The sequence below is a fragment of the Anaerococcus nagyae genome, assembly GCF_017874535.1.
GTDB classification, from domain to species: domain Bacteria; phylum Bacillota; class Clostridia; order Tissierellales; family Peptoniphilaceae; genus Anaerococcus; species Anaerococcus nagyae.
The window spans coordinates 363,027-384,110 of record NZ_JAGGLS010000001.1 but is presented as its reverse complement, the minus strand read 5'-3'; the positions used below and the strand labels follow the sequence as shown (position 1 = coordinate 384,110).

Genomic DNA, 21,084 nt, shown 5'->3' with positions numbered 1-21,084 from the left:
AAAATTCCAAGATGAATTAGGGTTAGAAATTCTATGAAACTTACCTTATCTATAAATTTTTAAATAGACTTATCCTTTCTATTACAAGACCTTTTGTCAAACTCATAAACGTTGTTACTAATTCTTTGTGAATGTATTTGTTGTAGAAGTTAAACTCGATTAATTTGTTGATTTTTGCTTTAATTTTAATGGTTATAAGCTTAAGAGTTATTTTTTATAACCATATATTTCTAGTAGTTACTCAAAAGACTTTTATATATGAAAAAATTAAGTATAATATAAGGCATACGACAAAGTATTTGAGTTTAATTATAAGTGATTAGATATTTAAAAAGATTTAGCAAATGGCGTTGTGGCTGATGCTAGATCTTTTGCTAATTATATAAGATCGTCCTTATAAATATTTAAAACTCATAGAGAGGTTTTTATGGATACCAAAAAGTTAAAACCAGCCCTTGCAATAGCATTGCTGTCTCTAGGGCTTGCTATATATATTGCGTTAACTGGAGAGGTTACTGAGGCGAGTATTTGGTCACTTTTTCCACCTTTAGTAGCTATTTTTGTGGCATTATTTACAAAAGAAGTCTTTTCGTCTCTATTTTTAGGGATTGTCACAGGGGCTATCTTAGCTTCAGGAGGCTCACTTGGAGTTTTTCTAAATAATCTAGTGCAGAAAGGATTTATTACTTCTATTTCACAAACTTCAGGAATTTTTATATTTTTAATAGTTCTTGGAATAATAGTTGTACTTATAAATTATTCAGGAGGATCTAAAGCATTTGGGAATTGGGCTAATTCAAAAATAAAGACTAGAAGAGGCTCACAGCTTGCTGCATTTTGCTTATGCATAATGCTATTTATTGATGATTATTTTAATTGTTTAACAAGTGGATCTGTCATGAAACCTATAACTGATTCTCACAGGGTATCAAGAGCAAAGCTTGCTTACATAATAGATGCAACAGCGGCTCCCGTTTGTATGATAGCACCCATATCTTCATGGGCGGCTGCGGTTACAGGATATGCCGAAAATAGCCATATGTCAGGTATAGAGTTATTTATAAGAGCAATTCCCTTTAACTTTTACTCTCTTTTGACATTGGTTTTTGTAATAAGTATTATAGTCTTTGATAATGATTTTGGTCCAATGAAAAAATACGAGAGAAGAGCTATAGAAGAAGGAAATCTAGGCATTAGGAAGGATATTACTATTGATGATTCAGATGAACACTTAAATGGATCTGTAATTGATTTAGTTTTTCCTGTATTAGCATTGATTATCTCTTGTGTTATTAGCTTAATTAATGTAGGCGGATTTTTTGATTTTAAAAGTCCTTTTTATCATGATTTTGTGAACGCTTTTGCTAATACAGATTCATCAATAGCTCTTGCAATGGGATCTATTATTGCTCTTATAATAACTATAGTATTTTTTGTAGTAAAAAAAGCATTAACATTTGAAAAGTCAATGGATGCTATTTCTGAAGGTTTTTCTTCAATGGTATCAGCTATTTTGATCTTGACAATGGCTACGAGCCTAAAGAATATATCCAACGATTTATTGGGATCTACTCAATATGTAGGTGGACTTATGGCAAACGCAGCAGGAAGTTTAAATTCGTTTTTGCCAGTTGTAATTTTTATAGTTGCAATATTTCTTGCCTTTGCTACGGGAACAAGCTGGGGTACTTTTGGAATTTTGATACCAATTGTAGTATCTATGTTTGAGCCAACAGATCCAATATTCTTTATAGGCATATCAGCTACTCTTTCGGGGGCAGTATGCGGAGATCATCTATCTCCAATATCTGATACAACTATAATGTCATCTACAGGGGCAGGTTGTATTCATATTGATCATGTTAAAACTCAATTGCCATATGGCATGAGTGTTGCAGCTATATCTGCAGTAGCATATATCATAGCAGGATTTACTCATTCAGCAATCATTTCCTTATCTTTTGGGGTGATAGTAATTTTTGTGTTGATGTATGTATTAAAGTTAAAAAATAAAAAAGAACTTGGGTCTGTTGCAGAATGAATAATAGTCCCCAAATCATTAGAAGAAGCTCTACGGAAATTTTGCCTTAACGAGTCGGCTGGCTATGTAAAAAATTTCCTAAGAGAAACCTCTAATGATGGGAGATAATTATTCATATTTTGCAACAACCCAATTTTTTATATAAAATTGTTTTGACAATATCAAAAATAATGTATATAGTCATTCTTAGATAAAAAAGAACGGAGAGAATATAAATGGACCAAGGCCCCTACCATAGCTTAATTACAATTCTTATTACAATTTTATTTTTAATAATCAACGGCACTTTTACAGCCATTCACTCAGGATTAATTACACTTAATCCAATGAAATTAGAGGAAGAGAAAGAAAATGATACAAAAACTAGGACTATTCTAAAGATTATATCTGATCAAGATAGACTAAATCAATCTTTCGACATAGTAAATATAATATTTTCCCTTTTAACAATTGCTTATTTTTCAAATAGGTTAAGTGATTTAAGTTCTGATGGCTTTTTCTTTGGTGGAATGATCTCTTTAAGGTGGATGACCTTTATTGAGATAGTTATATATGCAATTATAAAAGTTATATTTGTAGATAAGATTCCACAAAGAATTGGCGTAAGATTTCCTATGGAAATAACTAGATATACTGTAGGTCTTATTAGATTTGTAATGTTTTTGACCAAACCTTTAGTTTCTATAACCACATCTGTAACAAATTTTTTTATGAATATCTTTGGTATAGAGGCAGGAGCAGTCGAAAAAGAAGTTACAAGTGAGCAGATCAAATCTATATTCCAAGTTGGTGAAAACCAAGGAATTATTCGACCCATGGAGTCTAAGATGATTAACTCTATTATGGGATTTGATGATCTTATTGCAGAAGAAATCATGACAGCGCGTACGGATGTCTTTATGATTGATATTAACGATAAAGATAAAACTTGGCTTGATGAATTTAGTAAAATAAGACATTCTAGGATCCCAGTGTATGAGGATGAGTTAGATAATATATTAGGGATTTTATATACCAAAGACTATCTACTTGAAGCTACTAGAGTGGGGATTAAGAATGTCCATTTAAAAAGTCTTATAAAGCCAGCTTATTTTGCTCCAGATAAAATAGAAACAGATAAGCTTTTTTCTGATATGCAGATAAAGCATACCCATATGGCAGTCTTGATAGATGAATATGGTGGATTTGCAGGAGTAGTAACTATTGATGACCTACTAGAAGAAATTGTAGGAGACCTAGAGGAAGGAACAAGCAAAGGACCTGAATTTAGAGAAAATCGCAAGGGAGTTTATATAGTCAAGGCATCTATTTCTATTAAAGATCTTAATGAAAAAATTCCTATAGATATAGATGAAAATAATGAAAACTTTGATTCCTTAGGTGGTTTTATAATAGATAAACTAGGCTATATACCAGAAGAGGGAGCCAATGAAACAATAGAATACAATGGCTATGAGATAAGAATCCTTTATATAGAAGATAATAGGATAAAAGCTTGTAGGATCAGACGATTGCAATATTCTGGGGATAAAGATCATTCCAAAGATGGGAATATTTTATACGAAGAAAAATAAAATTTAAAGATACTTGCAAATATTATGATGGACTTTGAAATATAATTGTAAGTATATGAGATGGTATTAAAGGGTATAAGATTATACTCTTTATAAAGTTGTACCCAATACCAGGTCTGGTAGTTATACTAGTTCCGGTATTTTATGGATATGTAAATAATTTTGTGTATCAACCTAAATCCTGAGTAAGGGTAAGGGTTGATACATTTTTTATGTATCAATATATGTCCATTCCTATAGGAATAGAGCTTGTCTTAATTTTAAATAACTTTAATAAACTGTCAAATTTCATGAAAGTTTACAGCAAATTTCACACTTGATTTTTTACTTATTTAAAACCTCACTTCAAAAAATATTGATAATTGTGATAAGATTTGATCCCAGTCGCGTATTCTGCTCGTCCATTTACTTTGAGGCATCTACCATTGCTAGATACAAACTTTTTTGTAGAGAATAGTCACTTGGAAATATGGTCTTGTTTTTAGTAACTTTTCTTAGTTGTCTATTGAAGTTTTCCATGGCATTTGTAGTATATACTAGTTTTCTTATCCCTTCTGGATATTTGAAATATGTGGATAGTTCTGTACAGTTGTTTTTCCAAGAGCTTACACACATCGGATATTTTTTATCCCATTTTTCTTCAAAGATGCCTAGATTTGTTAGAGCTAATTCTTCTGTTGATGCTTTGTATACTGCTTTTAAGTCTTTCATTAATTCTTTTATATCTTTGTAGGATACATATTTTGTTGAATTCCTTATTTGATGGATTATGTATTTTTGAATTTCTGCTTTTGGATATACTGCTTTTTTGACTACTATGTTGTTTTCTCTTACCTGGTAATGTATAGCGGCTAGGAATACCATAGGGTAGACTTTTTCTAATACTCCCTTTAACACAAAGTCTACTTTATGTACATCTCTAAAGACATCTTTTTTTCCAGACTTACCTACTACGGAACGTCCATAGGCTACAATTACAGCATCTTTTAATTGATTTTCCATATTATATTATCCTTTCTATATTTCTATCACAATATTTGATAATAGTATAACGCTAATAGAATTTAATATATTAGTTAAAAAATGGCAAGTATTTTATTTTTTCTTAATTAGTTTATAGTATATTTTACAGCAGATATATAACGAGACTCTTCTAGAAAGAGTTAATTGAGAATCTAAAATATGGGGAAAGTTATGAGGATATTTTTAAAAGAAGATTTAGTGATAAATTTGCCTAATCAAAGCCTTCTAAGTTATACATTAGAATTTTATATTGAATACTGTAATGAATTAATTTATAGATTTGACTGACTAAGTAGGGTGATATTCTAGCTATTGAAACTATTTTAATCTAACAAAGAAAGCTTTAAGTTTATTAATATTTTTGAATAGAAAGTTATTTTTGACATGTACAAAAGAAAGAATTTGATATATCATGATAATGGTTATCAATGTTGAATGTAAGCTTATATTTAAATGAAAGAGAGGAATTAATTTGAAATTATACAAAAAATTATTTTCCTATATGCCAGAAAAAAAGATTAATGGAATATTGTCTCTAATTTTCACGGCATTTGGATGTTTTATACAGTTTTATGCTTATTATTTAATTTGGCAGATACTTTTTAATGTTTTTACACAAAGAAACTCTTTAAATATAAAATCTAGTGTATCGATTGTTTTACTTTTATTTATAGGTCAAGCGGTTTTATATATAATTGGAACTTGGATGAGTCATTTAGCAGCTTTTAGTTTAGAAACGAGGCTTAGAGAAAAAGGAATTAAGAATTTAGTGAATGCTTCAAATACTTTTTTTGATACTCATCAGTCAGGAGAAGTTAGAAAAATTATAGACAACAATGTCGAGCAAACTCATATGAGTGTGGCTCATTTAATACCTGACCATACAGCGGCAATTATTACACCAATACTATTACTAATCTTGGTTTTTAATATAGATCTTTATCTAGGCATATTTTTTGTGATAATTGTGTTAATATCTATGTTTTTACTTTACAAAATGTCTGGTGAAAAAGATTTTACTATAGCTTATATGAAAAAATCTGATGAACTTAATGGACAGGCTGTTGAGTATGTCAGAGGATTGCCAGTTGTAAAGATTTTTAATGCTCCACTCATAGGCTTTAAAAAGCTATATAGGACTATTAACGACTATAGAGATATGGTTTATGAATATTCTATGTCTTGTAGGTTGCCTTTTGTAAGCTTTCAGTGGGTATTAAACATATTTATCATCACGCCTATATTTATTGCCATTTACATGGTAAAAAATGGAGCAGATCCTTATCTTTGGTCTGCCAAAATTTTGTTTTTTACATTGTTTATGGGTTTATTTTTCTCGGATTTGATGAAGATAATGTATGTAGGTTTGTACAATGTAGAGGCCAATACAGCAGTTGACAATCTTGAGAGTTTATTTGACGAGATGAAAGATAATGCGATTACTTATGGTAATGATGAATTTATAGAAAATTATTCTATAGAATTTAAAAATGTAAGTTTTTCTTATGACAAAAAGACTAAGGTTATAGACAATTTATCTTTTAAATTAGACCAGGGTAAAGTTTATGCCCTAGTAGGACCATCTGGAGGTGGCAAATCAACTATTGCAAAACTTATTTCTTCTTTATATCCTATAGATTCTGGAGAAATTTTAATTGGCAATAAGAATATTTATTCTTATAGAAGAGAAACTTTAATGGATAATATTGGCATGGTTTACCAAAATCCAAAACTATTTCAAGGAATTTCAATTTTTGAAAATGTAAAACTTGCCAAAAAAGATGCATCTGAAAAGGAAGTTTATGATGCTTTAAAACTTGCAAAATGCGATCAATTCATAGATAGGTTTGAGGATGGTTATGATTCTATAATTGGATCAAGCGGGGTCAATTTATCAGGTGGAGAGATACAAAGAGTATCTATAGCAAGGATATTTCTAAAAGACCCTAAGGTCATTATTTTAGATGAAGCATCAGCTGCAGCAGATCCAGAAAATGAATATGAACTTCAACAAGCCTTCAAAAGTCTAATGGAAGGCAAAACAGTTATTATGATTGCTCATAGACTGTCATCTATTCGTGGAGTTGATGAGATATTAGTAGTTGAAGACGGAAATATAATTGAGCGTGGAAGCCACGATTATTTGATGGAAAAGGAGGCTAGGTACAAACAATTTGTAGATTTGTATGATGAAGCCAACCAATGGAGGATAAGCTAATGAAAGATTATTTAAAAAATAGATTTGCCCTAACAGATGAGGGTGCAAAGGGAACGTCGATAGCTATTTTTTATTCCACCCTTAAAAACCTATCTTTTATGTTGCCTATATTTTTGCTAATGTATACAATCCAGGGTTTGTTGGGTCTTGGGGACTTTTCGCTTAAAGCTACTATAATATCCTATATTATTATAGCTTTTATAATGGCCTTGGTACTTGATAAGGATTATAAGACAACCTATAACGAGACATATAAAGAAAGTGCAAATTTAAGGATTAGTCTTGCTGAAAAATTAAAAGATTTGCCCCTATCATTTTATGCTAGCCACGATCTTACAGATTTATCCCAAACTATAATGAAGGATGTAGAAACTATAGAACACTGTCTAAGTCATTCTATCCCAGGTTTTTATGGTTTTATAATTAGTTTTTGCATCGTTTCAATTTTGTTATTAATAGGAAATGTTAGACTAGCCTTGGCTATAATTATTCCAATTTTAGCAAGTGTATTATTGACATTTTTATCTAAAAACAAGCAAAAAAAAGCTACAGGTAAATATTATAAAGATCAAAGAGAATCTGCTAGGATTTTTCAAGAGCTTATAGACGCATCTACAGAAATCAAAGCTTATAATTTAAGCGAAAGCAAAGAAAAAGAAGCAATTAACTTTGTAAATAAGCTTGAGAAAAACCATATTGCTACTGAAATATCTCAAGTTATACCAGTAATACTTTCACAAATAGTGGCAAAATTTGCCTTAGGTTTTGTCATGTATTTTGGCTTAAAAGAACTTAATGAAGGAAATATAAATATTTTATACTTTTCCGGCTACTTATTTGCTGCGGCAAGGCTAATAGATGGAGTAGATCAATTTACAACATTCTATGGAGAATTTATGTATATAGATTCACCAGTTGAAAAAATCAAAGCTATTGAATCGGCAAATATGCAAAAGGGTCACAGAAGTGATTTAAAATCTTTTGATATTACTTGTGAAAATCTCGAGTTTTCTTACAAAGATAGCAAGAAAGTAATAGATAATGTTTCCTTTAAAAGTAAGCAGGATAAAGTAAGTGCCTTGGTAGGCCCATCTGGTTGTGGAAAGACGACCTTACTTCGACTTTTATCAAGACTTTATGATTATGATAAAGGCAAGATAACTATAGATGGCAAAGAAATTAATGCCATAGATACTAAGGATTTATTTAGCCATATATCCATGGTATTTCAGGATGTAATATTATTTAATGGAAGTGTCATGGATAATATAAGGCTTGGAGATTTATCCGCAAGTGACGATGAAGTTTTGAAAGCTGCAAGGCTTGCCAATTGCGACGAGTTTGTAAACAAACTTCCAATGGGATATAAAACTCTAATTGGAGAAAATGGGTCAAACTTATCTGGAGGAGAGAGACAGAGAATTTCAATAGCTAGGGCATTTTTAAAAAATGCAGAAATAATTTTATTAGACGAAATAGCAGCTTCTTTAGATGTAGAAAATGAAAAGTATATCCAAGAGTCTTTAAATGAACTAACAAAAAATAAGACAGTAGTGCTTATATCTCATAGAATGAAGTCAATTCAAAATGTAGATCAAATTATAGTTATGAATGAGGGGAAAATCGAAGCTTTAGGAACTCATGAATATCTTTTGGACAATAGTAAAACTTACGCAAAAATGATAGAAAGCTCAAGGCTTTCTGAGGAGTTTGTATACTGATGGAAGTTTTTTATAAGTGAATAAATTTAATGTACGAGATTTAGTAAATGCAGGAGTATTTTCTCTTTTAGTCGTTATGGCAGTATGGGTTGCTGGCATGATAGGTTTTATACCTGTGCTCATGCCTCTTGTCCCTTTTGCTTGTTGTTTGTTATCAGGACCTATTTTTATGCTCTATTCAACTAAAATAGATAAATTTGGTATGATTTTGATAATGGGCATTATTTTTGGCTTGGTATTTTCTTTAAGTGGTCATGGCTCTCTTGCTTTTCCACTCATTGTTCTTATTGCTTTAGTTTCAGAATTTATAATGAAAAAAGGTAATTACAAAAGCATAAAATATGCAAGGTTAACTTATATGTTTTTTTCATTATTTTCTGCTGCTAATCTATTACCTTTATATATAGCTAGAGATTCTTATAAAGAGAATTTGATAAGCCAAGGTTATAAAGCAGACTTTGTAGAAAAGTTAATGTCAGTAATGCCTACTTGGTCATTTGTTCCAATTGTTGCTCTTGGTGTATTAGGTGCTTATTTAGGTTGTACGCTAGGAATAAAAATACTTAAAAAACACTTTATAAAAGCAGGAATGGCATAGATGAAGCTTGATTTTAGAACAAAACTACTTTTAACTATAGTAGTAGGAGTTGTTGTAATTGAAGGGAGCCTAGTACATAACTATTATTATTTAGGAATGTTCTTGTGCTTCTTACCTTATATTTTTGCCTTGGTAGATAAAAGATGGTCAATGCTTATAAAGGGAGTAGTAGTAAATACTCTCGCCATTGTAGGAAATAAATACTTATTAATACTTCCTCAAAATATACGGACTATGATATTAAACTTGTATTGTGGAATTACTATGAGCGTTCTACCAGGCTTTATGATGGGTTATTATACAATCAGCACTACTACTATGAGTGATCTAGTCTATGCTCTAAAAAAAATAAAGTTTCCTGATTATATAATAATACCTATTTCAGTTATGTTTAGATTTTTTTATTCCATAAAAGAGGACTATCAAAAAATAAATGAGGCTATCTATATGCATGGATTGACGGCTAAAAATTTCTTTAAAGATCCAGCTAGGATTTTGGAATATAAATTTGTTCCCTTGCTAATGATAACCTCACAAACAGCTGATAATGTATCAATATCTGCAATGACAAGAGGGATGAAAGTAGGATGTGAACGTTCTAGCATTTCAAATACTAGACTTAAATTTTTTGATTATGTCTTTTTAGTATTTTCCTTGCTTTTAATAATTTTATTTATAAGGGGAAAGTATGCTAGAATTTAAAGATTTTGGATTAGACTATGAAGATGTTGACAAAAAAAGTTATAAGATATTAGAAAATGTCAATATAAATTTTGAAAAAGGCTCTGTGAATGTAATAACTGGGGAATCCGGCTCTGGTAAGTCATCGATTATTAAAGCTATCAATGGAATAATTCCTGAGATTGATAAGGCAAAATTGAGTGGGAAAATTGAATTAGATGGTAAGAATCTAGTAGATATGACCATAGCAGATAGAAGTAAGTTTATATCTACGGTATTTCAAAATCCTAAAAATCAATTTTATGCAGTAAATTCTCTTGATGAGATAGCTTTTGCTTTGGAAAATAGAAATATAGAAAGAGATGAAATATTTCAAACTATTGATAGATATAGCAATATATTAGGTACAGAAAAACTTCTTGATAAGGACTTATTAAAATTATCAGGTGGACAGAAACAATTAGTGGCAATTACTTCTGTAGCAGTTTTAGATAATGATATATATGTATTTGATGAACCCTCAGCCTCTCTTGATAAAAAAGCAATTGAAAAGCTAGCAAATGTTATTAAAATCTTAAAATATATGGGTAAGATTATAATTATCGCTGAGCATAGACTTTATTATTTAAAAAATATACTAGATAAGCTTTGTATAATTAAAGAAAATAATCTTATAGAATATGATAAAGAAGAAGTAAATAATGATTTGATAAAGACTTATAATCTAAGAAGATTAGATGAAATAGGGATTAATGAAATAAAAAATGAAAAATGGACTAGAAAGTCTTTAGATGATAAGTCATATGATCATAATCATGCATTAAAATGTATTAATTTTTATTGCAAATATAAAAATAGTAAGCGAGTTTTATTTGACTTTAATATTTCTTTTGATCCTGGGATATATTTTATAATTGGTAAAAATGGCATAGGAAAAACATCCTTTATTAGGAATTTGTGTAAGCTAAATAAGAGGCAAAAGTCTTTAGTTTACTATAAAGGTCAGAAAATTAAGTCAAGTGGAGATTATATATCCCTTGTAATGCAAGATGTAAACTATCAGCTTTTTACAGAGAGCGTATATAAAGAGATTTCAATAGTTACAGAGGATGAAAAAATAAAAGATGAAAGTCTTTCTAAACTTGGCTTAATAGATAAGAAAAATATACATCCTCAAAGCTTATCTGGTGGACAAAAACAAAGACTTGCCCTAGCTTTAGCATATGCAAGTCCAAAGAAAATTGTTATCTTAGATGAACCTACATCTGGTCTTTGTATGACAAATATGAAAAAAATAATTGAAATAATTAAAGAAATGAAAGAGATGGGAAAAGTAGTAATAATTGTAACCCATGATTATGAATTTATAAAGATAGCTAATGAAAATGTTGTGGAGTTTATAGATGAATGTTAAGGGTATAGAAAGCTGGGGATTTAGGGCTTATCCTACAGAAGATAAAGAAATTTTTGATTATAAATCTATAATTTGTTCGGAGAATAAAATGAGAGGATATTTAATATTTCCAGGAGTTTATATAATATATATAGATTTTAAAGAAAAATATATGGCTGAAAATTCATTTGAAAATGGAAATTATGGCTATAGGATAGCTTATTCATATGAGGGTAATTATTTTACTTATATAAATAATTCTAAAGTGTTGATTAATAGACAGTTATTTATAGGTAAGTATATTCCTAACTCTAAACAATCATACACTAATAGAGATAGAACGACTGCTTTTAATATAGTGATAACCCCTAATAACTTAGATGAAAGTATTTTCTATTATGATATCATTAATAATTTTTTAGATTCTTATAAAAATGTAAGAGATATAGGATGTATTTTATCTAGCCCAAAAGCGTTGAATACAGCTGATGAACTTATATTATCACTAAAAGAAGAAGATAAGCTATTAATTTCATTAAAAACTTTAGAGTTAATATATTTAATTTCCAAGGGGAAAGTGTATGATAATAGGCTTAAGTATTATCAACAAAGCGAGGATGATAAAATCATTTTGATAGAAAAATATTTTAGAGAGAATTTATCGGCAAATATTAATCTGGATTTAATATGTGATAAATTTAGTATCTCAAAGACAAATTTAAATACCAAATTTATTAGAAAGTATCAACATACCCCTATGAAATATCTAAATAATCTTAGGATGATTAAAGCTCAAGAGTTTTTAATAAATACAGACAATGATATAATTCAGATTTCAAACGTATTAGGCTATACGGATCCATCAAATTTTACAAGATCTTTTAAAAAATATACTGGACTTTGTCCTAGTAAATATAGAAATTTAAATAGGAAATAATTTAAAGTAATAGTAAAAAAATGATTTTTATAAAAAGGTGCTGTTGCAAAACTATGAATAATTATCATCCCATCATTAGAAGGTTCTCTTAATAAATTTCTTTAGTAAATTTTTTGCATAGCCTGCTGACTCGTGGAAACAACGTTTCCGTAGAAGTTATTCTAATGATTTTGGGACGATTTATTCATCTCCTGCAACAGCTCATTTTTTATGAATGGTGGCTTAATCTGTAATTAAATCTAGCTTCAAGTAATCATTATATTTTCTAAGGAAAAGCATGCCGCCATCTAGCATATATATATTATCAAAACCTAAGTTATCCATCATTTTTATAAGTTTGGATACTTGGGTTCCCGTTTCATCATAAAATAATATTTTTCTATCTTTTGGGAGTTGACTGACTTTTTCTTTTAGATTCTTACTATCAAGTAACTTAGCGTCTTTTATATGACACTCATTAAAGTAAACTTCGTTTCTGATATCGTATATATCATATTCGTCTTTAATATTTTTAAGCTCAGACAATCTAACATGTTTTAGCCTGTTTTCTTTTATATTAATTGCTTGGCTAGCTATTACGTTGTTAGCATCTTCTGTAGTGGAATAGTATGGCTGATAGCCTAACTCTAAATCGTATAGGTCATAGATTGTTCCTCCCATTTTTATAAGAGTAGCTATTACATCTATTCTCTTATCAACTATTCCTTTACCAAGAGCTTGAGCTCCATAAATCTTGCCTGTTTCTTTATCAAAGAGAAGCTTCATATATATCATTTTTGAATCGGGCATTATACTTACTATATCTGAGTGTGATATGAGAGTTGTATCGTAAGCATAGTTTTCTTTTTTCAGGATATTTTCGCCAAGTCCTGTTACTGAAATATTTAAATCAAATGATTTGATTGAGAAAGTGCCTATGTATTTTAAGGCTTTATCATCTAACCCTAATATATGCTTTGCAACAAACTTTGCTTGCCTATGAGCAGGCCATGCTAGTTTTAGATTTTGCTTTTCGCCAGTTATGAAATTTGTTATATCAATTGCATCGCCTATGGCATAGATATTTGGATCATCAGTCTGATAAAAGTCGTTAGTTACAATTGACCCCTTATCTGTAATGGATAGGTTAGCATCTTTGGCTAATTTATTATTTGCGTTCATACCTAAAGCTAGGATCACAAGATCTGCTGGGACTTTTTTGCCAGATGCAAAAATCACTTCTTTATCATTTATTTCGATAAGTTCTTTTTCATGAACTATATCTACATTATTGTCTATAATATTTTCTTCTATAAAAGCTTTTAGTTCATCATCTACTACCCCTAAAATTTTTCCCCTGATGAACATGGTTACGTGTGTATTAGAAAGTTTATTTAGGGCATGAGCAGCTTCTATTGCTATGAATCCTCCTCCTGCAACAAAAATTTCCTTTGGATGATTTTTCTCACAATAAGCTCTTATGTTTTCTACGTCTACGACATTTTTTATAGAAAATACATGGGACTTGTTAGTTCCCTTTATGGATTCTGGTAAGTTAGGACTAGCACCAGGAGCTAGCACTAAGTAATCATATGACTCGTTAAATTCTTTACCGCATCGTTTATCTAAAACTTTTACATATTTTTCTTTTCTATTTATATCTATAACTTCATGATAGTTATATGCATCAATATTATAATTTTTCTTAAATATATCACTATTTCTATGCACTAAAAGTGAGCTATCTTTGATTTCGTAGGATAGATAATAAGGCAACTCACAATTGCCAAAACTCATATCCCTATCTTTCTCAAACATTACGATCTCAATGTTCTCATCTAATCGTCTAAGGGCTGCTCCACAAGTAGCTCCACCAGCAACAGCTCCAACTATTACTACTTTCATAAATTTATCCTTATAATTTCACTTATTTAACTTAATTACTATAACATATTTACCCTATTTACCTAGTTTACTTATATATTAAAAGTCATGAAAAGATGAGGGGCCTTTATAAACATCCTAGCAAAAGTAAATATTCTATTCGTTAGAATTATGTAACTTGCAAAAACTAATTTTGAAGGTAAACTAAGATTAGAATATTAACTATGATAGGGACAGTAGTAATTGCAAATACCTACAGAGAAAGACAGTAGCTGAGAAGTCTTGGTCTAGTAATTAACGAAAACCACCCTTGAGTTTTTTTAAGAAATTAAAACGTTAGGTCGCGTTAAGACCTTAATGAGCACAAATTTAGGTGGAACCACGGGAATAATCCGTCCTTTTATCGACTAGTCGATAGAGGACGGTTTTTTGTTTGGGATTTGCCAGAAAAGGAGAAAAAATGATTAAAGTAACATTACCTGATAATTCTGTAAAAGAATATATAGAAGGAATATTAGTTCGAGATGTAACAAAAGATATTTCAAATGGCTTATATAGACAAGCAGTAGGTGCTGTAGTAAATGGCAAAGTAATGGGCTATATTGAACCATTAACAGAAGATTGTGATTTTAGAGTAGTAAAATTTGATGATCCAGAAGGAAAGGAAATCTTTTGGCATACAACAAGCCATGTAATGGCAGCAGCAATCAAGCAACTATGGCCAGATACAAAGTTTGCGATAGGGCCTGCTATTGGCGATGGCTTTTACTATGATATGGAAACAGACCATAGATTTGTCCCAGAAGATTTAGAAAAGATAGAAGAAAAAATGCTAGAAATAGCTAAAGATGATAAGAAAATGGTAAGGCTAGAAGTTAGCCGAGATGAAGCTTTAAAGATGTTTAAAGAAGAAAGCCAAGACTACAAGGTAGAACTTATAAATGATCTTGCTGAAGATGAACTAATTACCTTATACAAGATGGGAGATGTATTTACAGATTTATGCCGTGGTCCACACTTAGAATCTACTAAAAAAATTAAAGCGGTTAAACTTAAAACTATAGCTGGTGCTTACTGGAGAGGTGATTCCGATCGTCAAATGCTTCAAAGAATCTATGGTATTTCTTTTGAAAAGGCAAAACAACTTGAAGAATGGGAAGAATTACAAAAAGAAATCGAACGTCGTGATCACAGAAAAATAGGTCGTGAAATGGATTTATTCTCATTCCATGAAGAAGGACCAGGATTTCCATTCTTCCATCCAAATGGAATGATCTTGATGAATGAATTGTTAGACTGGTGGAGAGATGTATTAGAAGAACGTGGATATGGAGAAATCAAAACTCCACTTATTATGAATGAAGAACTATGGCATAGGTCAGGTCACTGGGACCACTATAAAGAAAATATGTATTTTACAAAAATTGATGAGGAGGACTATGCTATTAAGCCAATGAACTGTCCAGGTTCAGTATTGACATACGCATCAAACCAACATTCTTATAGAGACCTACCAATTAGACTTGCAGAATTTGGACAAGTTCATAGACACGAACTTTCAGGAACTCTTCATGGACTTTTCAGAGTAAGAACATTTACTCAAGATGATGCCCATGTATATTGCTTACCTAGCCAAATCAAAGACGAAGTTTATAGAATGATAGACCTAGCTGACCTTCTTTATTCAACATTTGGATTTAAATATTCATTAGAATTATCAACAAGGCCAGATGACTATATGGGAGAACTCGCAGATTGGGATTTTGCAGAAGAACAACTTAAAGCTGCCCTCGAAGAACGTGGTATAGATTATGAGTTAAACCCAGGTGATGGTGCATTTTACGGTCCAAAAATCGACTTCCACTTAGAAGATGCAGCTAAAAGAACATGGCAATGTGGTACTATCCAACTAGACTTCCAATTACCACAAAACTTTGATTTAACATACATCGATGAACATGGCGAAAAACAAAGACCAGTTATGCTACACAGAGCTCTACTAGGATCAGTAGAAAGATTTATAGGTGTACTTACAGAACACTTTGCAGGTAGATTCCCACTATGGATTAACCCAGAACAAGTAGTAATCATCCCAGTATCAGATAAATTCCTAGATACAGCAGAAGGTTTAGAAAAACAAATTAAAGAAGCTGGCTTTAGAGTATCTGTAGATAAAAGAAGCGAGGGAGTAGGCTATAAAATCAGACAAGCCCAACTAATGCGTGCAAATTACATGCTAGTAGTAGGGGAAAAAGAAGAAGAATCAAAACTACTTACAGTTAGAAACAGAGATGGTGAAGAAACACCAGAAATTTCATTAGAAAACTTAATCGAAAAATTAAGTGAAGAAAGAGATAGCAAATCAGTAAATCCTGCTTTCTAAGCAAAAAATTATGCAAAAAAGTCTGGGAAAACATTCCTAGGCTTTTTTACTTTACCTAGCCACTATTGACATAAATTTGCAAGTCGGGTTTACTGTATAAGCTTAAATATAATGTATAATTATTTTTTAGGGAGATTTTATGGAAGAAATACAGATAACAGAAAATAAACTAGGAACATTACCAATTGATAGACTATTGCTAGAAATGGCAATACCAATGGTTATTTCAATGCTCGTTCAATCAATCTATAATATAGTAGACTCAATGTTTGTATCAAGGATATCAGAAGATGCACTGACAGCAGTATCTCTTGCATTTCCTGTGCAAAATATCCTAATTGCCTTTGCAGTAGGTATAGGAGTAGGAGCTTCAGCATTATTATCTAGGTTTTTGGGAGAAAATAATAGAGATAGGGTAGGGTCAGTAGCTATCCACGGAGTAGTAATATCTGCCATCACATATGTAATATTTGCCTTGGTTGGTATATTATTTACAAACTCATTTGCCAACGCCCAAGGACAAAATGCAGCGGTTACAACCTATACTAAAGAATATATGTATATTGTAACTATCTTTAGTATGGGGATATTTTTCCAAGTGCTTGCAGAAAAGTTACTCCAAGCAACATCTCTTACTACTTACTCAATGATTACCCAAATATCAGGAGCAGTCATAAATCTAATACTTGACCCAATATTAATTTTTGGGCTCTTTGGATTTCCAAGGCTTGAAGTAAAAGGAGCTGCCATTGCAACAGTAATAGGACAATTAGGTGGAGCATTAATAGGTTTTTATTTTAATAAAACAAAAAATACCGACATCAAATTTACTACAAAAAAATTTAGATTCCACGGAGACATAGTAAAACAAATCTTTATGATAGGTCTACCAACTACAGTTATGAATACTATAGGATCTATAGTAGTTTTTGTTATAAACTTAATTCTAAGAGACTTTGGAGCAAGTGCTATAGCAGCTTTTGGTGTAATGTTTAAATTTCAGTCCTTTGCATTCTTGCCAGTATTTGGTATATCAAATGCACTAACAACTATAGTTTCCTATAATTATGGAGCAAGAAAAAAAGAAAGAATAAAAGGGTCTATTGGTTTAGCTATAAAAAGCTCTTTTGTTCTAATGACAATATCAGTACTAATAATGTGGATATTCCCAAAACAATTATTAGGATTTTTTAATGCAACAGAATCCATGATAGAAATAGGGGTGCCAATGATGAGAATAGTTTCCCTATCCTACATCACAGCAGTCCCATCTATAGTAGCAGTAGGAGGAGTTTTCCAATCTCTAGGAAACTGGCAAATAGCTATCTTCCAATCGTTCCTAAGACAATTAATAATCCTAATACCAATATTTTACGCCCTAAGCCGCACAGGCAACCTAAATATAGCATGGTGGGCTTTCGTAATAGCAGAATCATTAAACACAGTTTTATGTACATGGATGCTAAGAAAAGAAGTTAGAAATAAGATAGACACCCTAGAACCAGCAAAGACAGTAGCATAAACTACTGTCTTTTTTTCTTTCGGGAAAATTTTTGGTTTTTTTCTATATATAAGTAAGATTTTATAATTTTACTTATTTCTAATTATTGAAGAACTCATCTGATAAATTTGCCATCTTACTCCTCTAATAGCTACTCCCATAGTATAAATATTTTCTGGCAAGGATATGCCATTCATAGCATCTCCTATGTGTTGGAGGTGGGCGCCGTTTGCTTTTGCTGCTAAAGCTATTTTTCTTATTGTGTCTTTGTCTGATGTTTCTTGGCTGGTACCTATGGCAGTCATTATTAGTACTTTTTTATCTATATCTTTGTTTTTATTATAATTTCTAATATAGTCGGCTATTTCTCTTAGGTCATTTTCGTTAAAGTGGGGGGATGGTGTATGGGGCTGGCACTAGAAGTATATCGCAGCCTGCATTTATAAATTCTTTGGCTATTTCTAGGTTCATTACAACTTCATCAGTACCTGCTGCATGCATTTTGCCGGCTATAACTAGGCCGTTAAAGTTTTCTTTTGCTTCTTTAATTGCTTTTAATATTGCTTTGTTTGTCACTCCTGTGGCTGGGTTACCTGTTAGGCATATTAAATCTAGGCCGTAATCATTGGCTTTTTTGTAATTTTCTATGCTTGCATTACGTCCTTTTGATATTTCTTCTCTGCCTTGGGTCATTTTTGCACTTTCATCTACTGGTTCTAGGTTTATTCCCAAGGGTCTTGATGTAGCTTTTTTAAGCCAGCCTATGTGGTTTATTTCTTGATCTGGTACACCTTCTATCTTAGGATTTTCTAAATCGAGAGCATTTAATAGTAAAATATCTGCACCGAAGGCTTTTTCTATTTCTGCATTGCTTACACCATTTACATAAGGCTGGTAGGTCACAACTGATTCTGAAACGATAACCCTGCCCTCGTTGGCTAGGATCGCTTGTTTTAATTCTAGGGGACTTGCATTTAAAAAGTCTGCTCCTTGAAAGTTTAATAGTCTTTTCATTTCTACTCCTTTTAGTATTCCTACCCATCTTTAAAGGATTATTATTATTGAAAAACCACTAATAGTGGTATATAATAAGGTAAGAGAAGCCACCTCTACCAAAGCCCTTGGCAACAAGGAAAACTGATGGTAACAGAGTAGTATTACTCACTAAAAAAGACAGTAGGTGCGAACTACTGTCTTTTTCTTTGCTAGTTTTCTGATTTTATATACTTTGATATTATCAAAAGTATAATTCCAACTAGCAAGGGGAAAATAAAATTTTCCATTACTGATGGTAACATTTCATATCACCCCCTCTCACCACTTAGTAAAGTGGCTATTTAATTATAGCACAGTATTAGTTTTCCACATAGTATAGTATACATACGGTATGCTTACATTTAATAATACGTAAAATAAGCTATAATGAACTTAAGAGAAGCAAAGCCCTAAGCAATAAGAATGAGAATCGAAACAGAATATAAAATCATTAAAAAAGACAGTAGCTCCAACTACTGTCTTTATTGTTGATTTTATTTATCTAATAACTCCACAAATTCATCATGGACTGCTTGTACTTGTGGGCCAATTATTACTTGAACTGTCTTAGAACCTGGTTTTATAAGACCTGCTATCCCTGCAGATTTTATTTTTTCATCATCTACTTTGTTTGGATCATTGACTGTTAGTCTAAGCCTTGTTGTGCAATAACTTGTTGTATCCACATTTTCTGAACCGCCTAAGCCCTCTAGTATAATTTTAGCAGCCTCTTTATGTGAGCTTGATAAGCTTACTTTTTGTTCAGCTCTTTCTTCTTTTTCTGATTTATCAGCTGTTGATACTCTTCCCTTATCCTCTGTGTGGATAACTGTCGTATCACTATTAGCTTTAGCTGTTCTACCTGGTGTTGCTATATCCCATTTTTCAATAAGTAATTTAAAGATAAAATAGTATAGGATAAAGAATACTATACCCATTACTATGAGTATCCATATTTTGCTTCTCATTGGATTTTTAGATGATAAGAATAAATCTATTAATCCTGCTGAAAATCCAAATCCTGCATAAGTTTGTAATTTAGTTGCAAGGAATACAGAAATACCTGTTAATAAGGCATGAACAAAATACAATTGGGGAGCTACGAACATGAATGCAAACTCAAGAGGTTCTGTTACTCCTGTTAAGAATGATGCGAGAGCACCTGCAAGCATTAAAGCTTTTGTAGTTTTTTTCTTATCTTCATCTGCGCTATTTGCTATTGCCAAAGCTGCACCTGGCAAGCCAAACATCATTATTGGAAAAAATCCTGCTTGATACATACCTGGATGATAGGTAGCTGTTATTGAGTCTTTGACATTACCGATAAAGTTTGGTATATCATTTATTCCTGCAAGATCAAACCAGAATACTTGGTTTAGGGCATGGTGGAGTCCTGTTGGAATTAATAGTCTATTAAAGAAACCATATAGTCCAGCTCCAAGAGCTCCCATTTTTGTTAGTGTTGAGCCAAATTTTGCAAGTCCTGCAAAAATAAAAGGCCATATGAATACTAGAATGACTGATGAGATAAGTGCATATAAAGATGCCATGATTGGAACAAGTCTTCTACCTGAAAAAAATGCTAAGAAATCAGGAAGTGTCGTGCCGTGGAATCTATCATAAGCCTTTCCACCTAGGATACCTGATAGTATACCAATAAGTACGTTTTTGTTATTTATAGCATCAAAAGCTGCAACCTTATAAGGCTCTGCAAGTTTCCATGCTTCAAGATCAAGAGATCTTAGTTGTGCTATGGTATCAGTAGAAAGCATCTTTGATAAGGTTAAAAATGCTACAAGTCCTGCCAAAGCACTAGCACCATGATTTTCCTTTGCAATACCAAATGCAATACCTACAGCAAATAAAATACCTAAATTATCTAAAATTGCACCACCTGCAGAAATGAAAAATGCTGCTACAGGTGAACCTGCACCCCAAAATTCTGGATCGATTAAGTAACCGATTCCCATAAGTAGCGCTGCAAGAGGCATTACTGCAACTGGCTGCATTAGAGACTGACCCAATCTTTGAAGTTTTTCCTTCATAACTACCCCCAATAATAAAAAATATTAAACAAAACATTTATACATTATTATATTATCACAATTTGTTAGAT

General features: G+C 31.5%; 14 protein-coding genes, 1 pseudogene and 1 other annotated feature. Of the genes and pseudogenes, 10 read left to right on the top strand and 5 right to left on the bottom strand.

The window, feature by feature from the left end; all coding sequences use genetic code 11:
- Positions 1-427 precede the first annotated feature (427 nt).
- Together J2Z39_RS01875 and J2Z39_RS01870 are read left to right on the top strand one after the other, a co-directional pair.
- The gene (locus J2Z39_RS01875; RefSeq protein ID WP_209813504.1) at positions 428-2,041 is read left to right on the top strand and encodes a Na+/H+ antiporter NhaC family protein; all 1,614 of its coding nucleotides are present in this window, start codon (positions 428-430) and stop codon (positions 2,039-2,041) included.
- A 215-nt stretch (positions 2,042-2,256) separates the two neighbouring features.
- Positions 2,257-3,615, top strand: a complete 1,359-nt coding sequence (locus J2Z39_RS01870) for a hemolysin family protein (RefSeq protein WP_117520456.1) — start codon at positions 2,257-2,259, stop codon at positions 3,613-3,615.
- 332 nt (positions 3,616-3,947) lie between these two features.
- On the opposite strand, the pseudogene J2Z39_RS01865 reads toward J2Z39_RS01870, so the two are convergent.
- A pseudogene (locus J2Z39_RS01865) lies at positions 3,948-4,497 on the bottom strand (transposase); the annotation flags it as partial.
- Positions 4,498-5,110: 613 nt separating this feature from the next.
- Here J2Z39_RS01865 and J2Z39_RS01860 point away from each other — a divergent pair.
- From J2Z39_RS01860 to J2Z39_RS01835, 6 genes are read left to right on the top strand one after another with little or no spacing between them, the layout of a single operon-like run.
- Positions 5,111-6,856: an ABC transporter ATP-binding protein gene (locus tag J2Z39_RS01860; protein WP_209813502.1), complete on the top strand. Its 1,746-nt coding sequence runs from the start codon at positions 5,111-5,113 to the stop codon at positions 6,854-6,856.
- Positions 6,856-8,577 carry an ABC transporter ATP-binding protein gene (locus J2Z39_RS01855; protein WP_209813499.1) on the top strand — a complete coding sequence of 574 codons (1,722 nt, stop codon included), beginning with the start codon at positions 6,856-6,858 and terminating at the stop codon, positions 8,575-8,577. Before J2Z39_RS01860 ends, J2Z39_RS01855 begins: the two co-directional genes overlap by 1 nt.
- Before the next feature lie 16 nt (positions 8,578-8,593).
- Positions 8,594-9,175 (top strand): MptD family putative ECF transporter S component, encoded by a 582-nt coding sequence (locus tag J2Z39_RS01850; RefSeq protein WP_115595736.1) that lies wholly within the window; start codon positions 8,594-8,596, stop codon positions 9,173-9,175.
- Positions 9,176-9,877 (top strand): energy-coupling factor transporter transmembrane component T, encoded by a 702-nt coding sequence (locus tag J2Z39_RS01845; protein WP_115595735.1) that lies wholly within the window; start codon positions 9,176-9,178, stop codon positions 9,875-9,877. It begins immediately after the preceding gene.
- A complete protein-coding gene (locus J2Z39_RS01840) occupies positions 9,864-11,270 on the top strand; it encodes an ATP-binding cassette domain-containing protein (protein WP_209813497.1) in 1,407 nt (468 codons plus the stop codon). The genes J2Z39_RS01845 and J2Z39_RS01840 overlap by 14 nt, the downstream gene beginning before the upstream one ends.
- Positions 11,260-12,186 carry an AraC family transcriptional regulator gene (locus J2Z39_RS01835; RefSeq protein WP_209813495.1) on the top strand — a complete coding sequence of 309 codons (927 nt, stop codon included), beginning with the start codon at positions 11,260-11,262 and terminating at the stop codon, positions 12,184-12,186. The genes J2Z39_RS01840 and J2Z39_RS01835 overlap by 11 nt, the downstream gene beginning before the upstream one ends.
- 222 nt (positions 12,187-12,408) lie before the next feature.
- On the opposite strand, the gene J2Z39_RS01830 is transcribed toward J2Z39_RS01835, so the two are convergent.
- Positions 12,409-14,070 (bottom strand): FAD-dependent oxidoreductase, encoded by a 1,662-nt coding sequence (locus tag J2Z39_RS01830; RefSeq protein WP_117520446.1) that lies wholly within the window; start codon positions 14,068-14,070, stop codon positions 12,409-12,411.
- 194 nt (positions 14,071-14,264) lie between these two features.
- Positions 14,265-14,452 (top strand) — a binding site (T-box leader).
- A 57-nt stretch (positions 14,453-14,509) separates the two neighbouring features.
- On the opposite strand from J2Z39_RS01830, the gene thrS reads away from it, so the two are divergent.
- Both thrS and J2Z39_RS01820 read left to right on the top strand, forming a co-directional pair.
- Complete coding sequence (gene thrS / locus J2Z39_RS01825) at positions 14,510-16,432, top strand: threonine--tRNA ligase (RefSeq protein ID WP_209813493.1); 1,923 nt, start codon at positions 14,510-14,512, stop codon at positions 16,430-16,432.
- A gap of 139 nt (positions 16,433-16,571) precedes the next feature.
- Entirely contained in the window at positions 16,572-17,954 is a 1,383-nt protein-coding gene (locus J2Z39_RS01820; RefSeq protein ID WP_209813491.1) for an MATE family efflux transporter, read from the top strand.
- A gap of 68 nt (positions 17,955-18,022) precedes the next feature.
- On the opposite strand, the gene J2Z39_RS01815 is transcribed toward J2Z39_RS01820, so the two are convergent.
- The 3 genes from J2Z39_RS01815 to nagE form a co-directional block, all read right to left on the bottom strand.
- A complete protein-coding gene (locus J2Z39_RS01815; protein ID WP_483414903.1) occupies positions 18,023-18,286 on the bottom strand; it encodes a DUF7916 family protein in 264 nt (87 codons plus the stop codon).
- Between the two features lie 31 nt (positions 18,287-18,317).
- Positions 18,318-18,947 (bottom strand): DUF7916 family protein, encoded by a 630-nt coding sequence (locus J2Z39_RS01810; RefSeq protein WP_209813488.1) that lies wholly within the window; start codon positions 18,945-18,947, stop codon positions 18,318-18,320.
- A 515-nt stretch (positions 18,948-19,462) separates the two neighbouring features.
- The gene (gene nagE / locus J2Z39_RS01805) at positions 19,463-21,013 is read right to left on the bottom strand and encodes an N-acetylglucosamine-specific PTS transporter subunit IIBC (protein WP_209813485.1); all 1,551 of its coding nucleotides are present in this window, start codon (positions 21,011-21,013) and stop codon (positions 19,463-19,465) included.
- Positions 21,014-21,084: the final 71 nt, after the last annotated feature.

Bases quoted from the DNA above. Each gene is read 5' to 3' on its own strand.
- J2Z39_RS01875 (WP_209813504.1), top strand. From the start codon at position 428: ATGGATACCAAAAAGTTAAAACCAGCCCTTGCAATAGCATTGCTGTCT.
- J2Z39_RS01870 (WP_117520456.1), top strand. From the start codon at position 2,257: ATGGACCAAGGCCCCTACCATAGCTTAATTACAATTCTTATTACAATT.
- J2Z39_RS01855 (WP_209813499.1), top strand. From the start codon at position 6,856: ATGAAAGATTATTTAAAAAATAGATTTGCCCTAACAGATGAGGGTGCA.
- J2Z39_RS01845 (WP_115595735.1), top strand. From the start codon at position 9,176: ATGAAGCTTGATTTTAGAACAAAACTACTTTTAACTATAGTAGTAGGA.
- J2Z39_RS01840 (WP_209813497.1), top strand. From the start codon at position 9,864: ATGCTAGAATTTAAAGATTTTGGATTAGACTATGAAGATGTTGACAAA.
- J2Z39_RS01835 (WP_209813495.1), top strand. From the start codon at position 11,260: ATGAATGTTAAGGGTATAGAAAGCTGGGGATTTAGGGCTTATCCTACA.
- J2Z39_RS01830 (WP_117520446.1), bottom strand. From the start codon at position 14,070: ATGAAAGTAGTAATAGTTGGAGCTGTTGCTGGTGGAGCTACTTGTGGA.
- thrS (WP_209813493.1), top strand. From the start codon at position 14,510: ATGATTAAAGTAACATTACCTGATAATTCTGTAAAAGAATATATAGAA.
- J2Z39_RS01820 (WP_209813491.1), top strand. From the start codon at position 16,572: ATGGAAGAAATACAGATAACAGAAAATAAACTAGGAACATTACCAATT.
- J2Z39_RS01810 (WP_209813488.1), bottom strand. From the start codon at position 18,947: ATGAAAAGACTATTAAACTTTCAAGGAGCAGACTTTTTAAATGCAAGT.
- nagE (WP_209813485.1), bottom strand. From the start codon at position 21,013: ATGAAGGAAAAACTTCAAAGATTGGGTCAGTCTCTAATGCAGCCAGTT.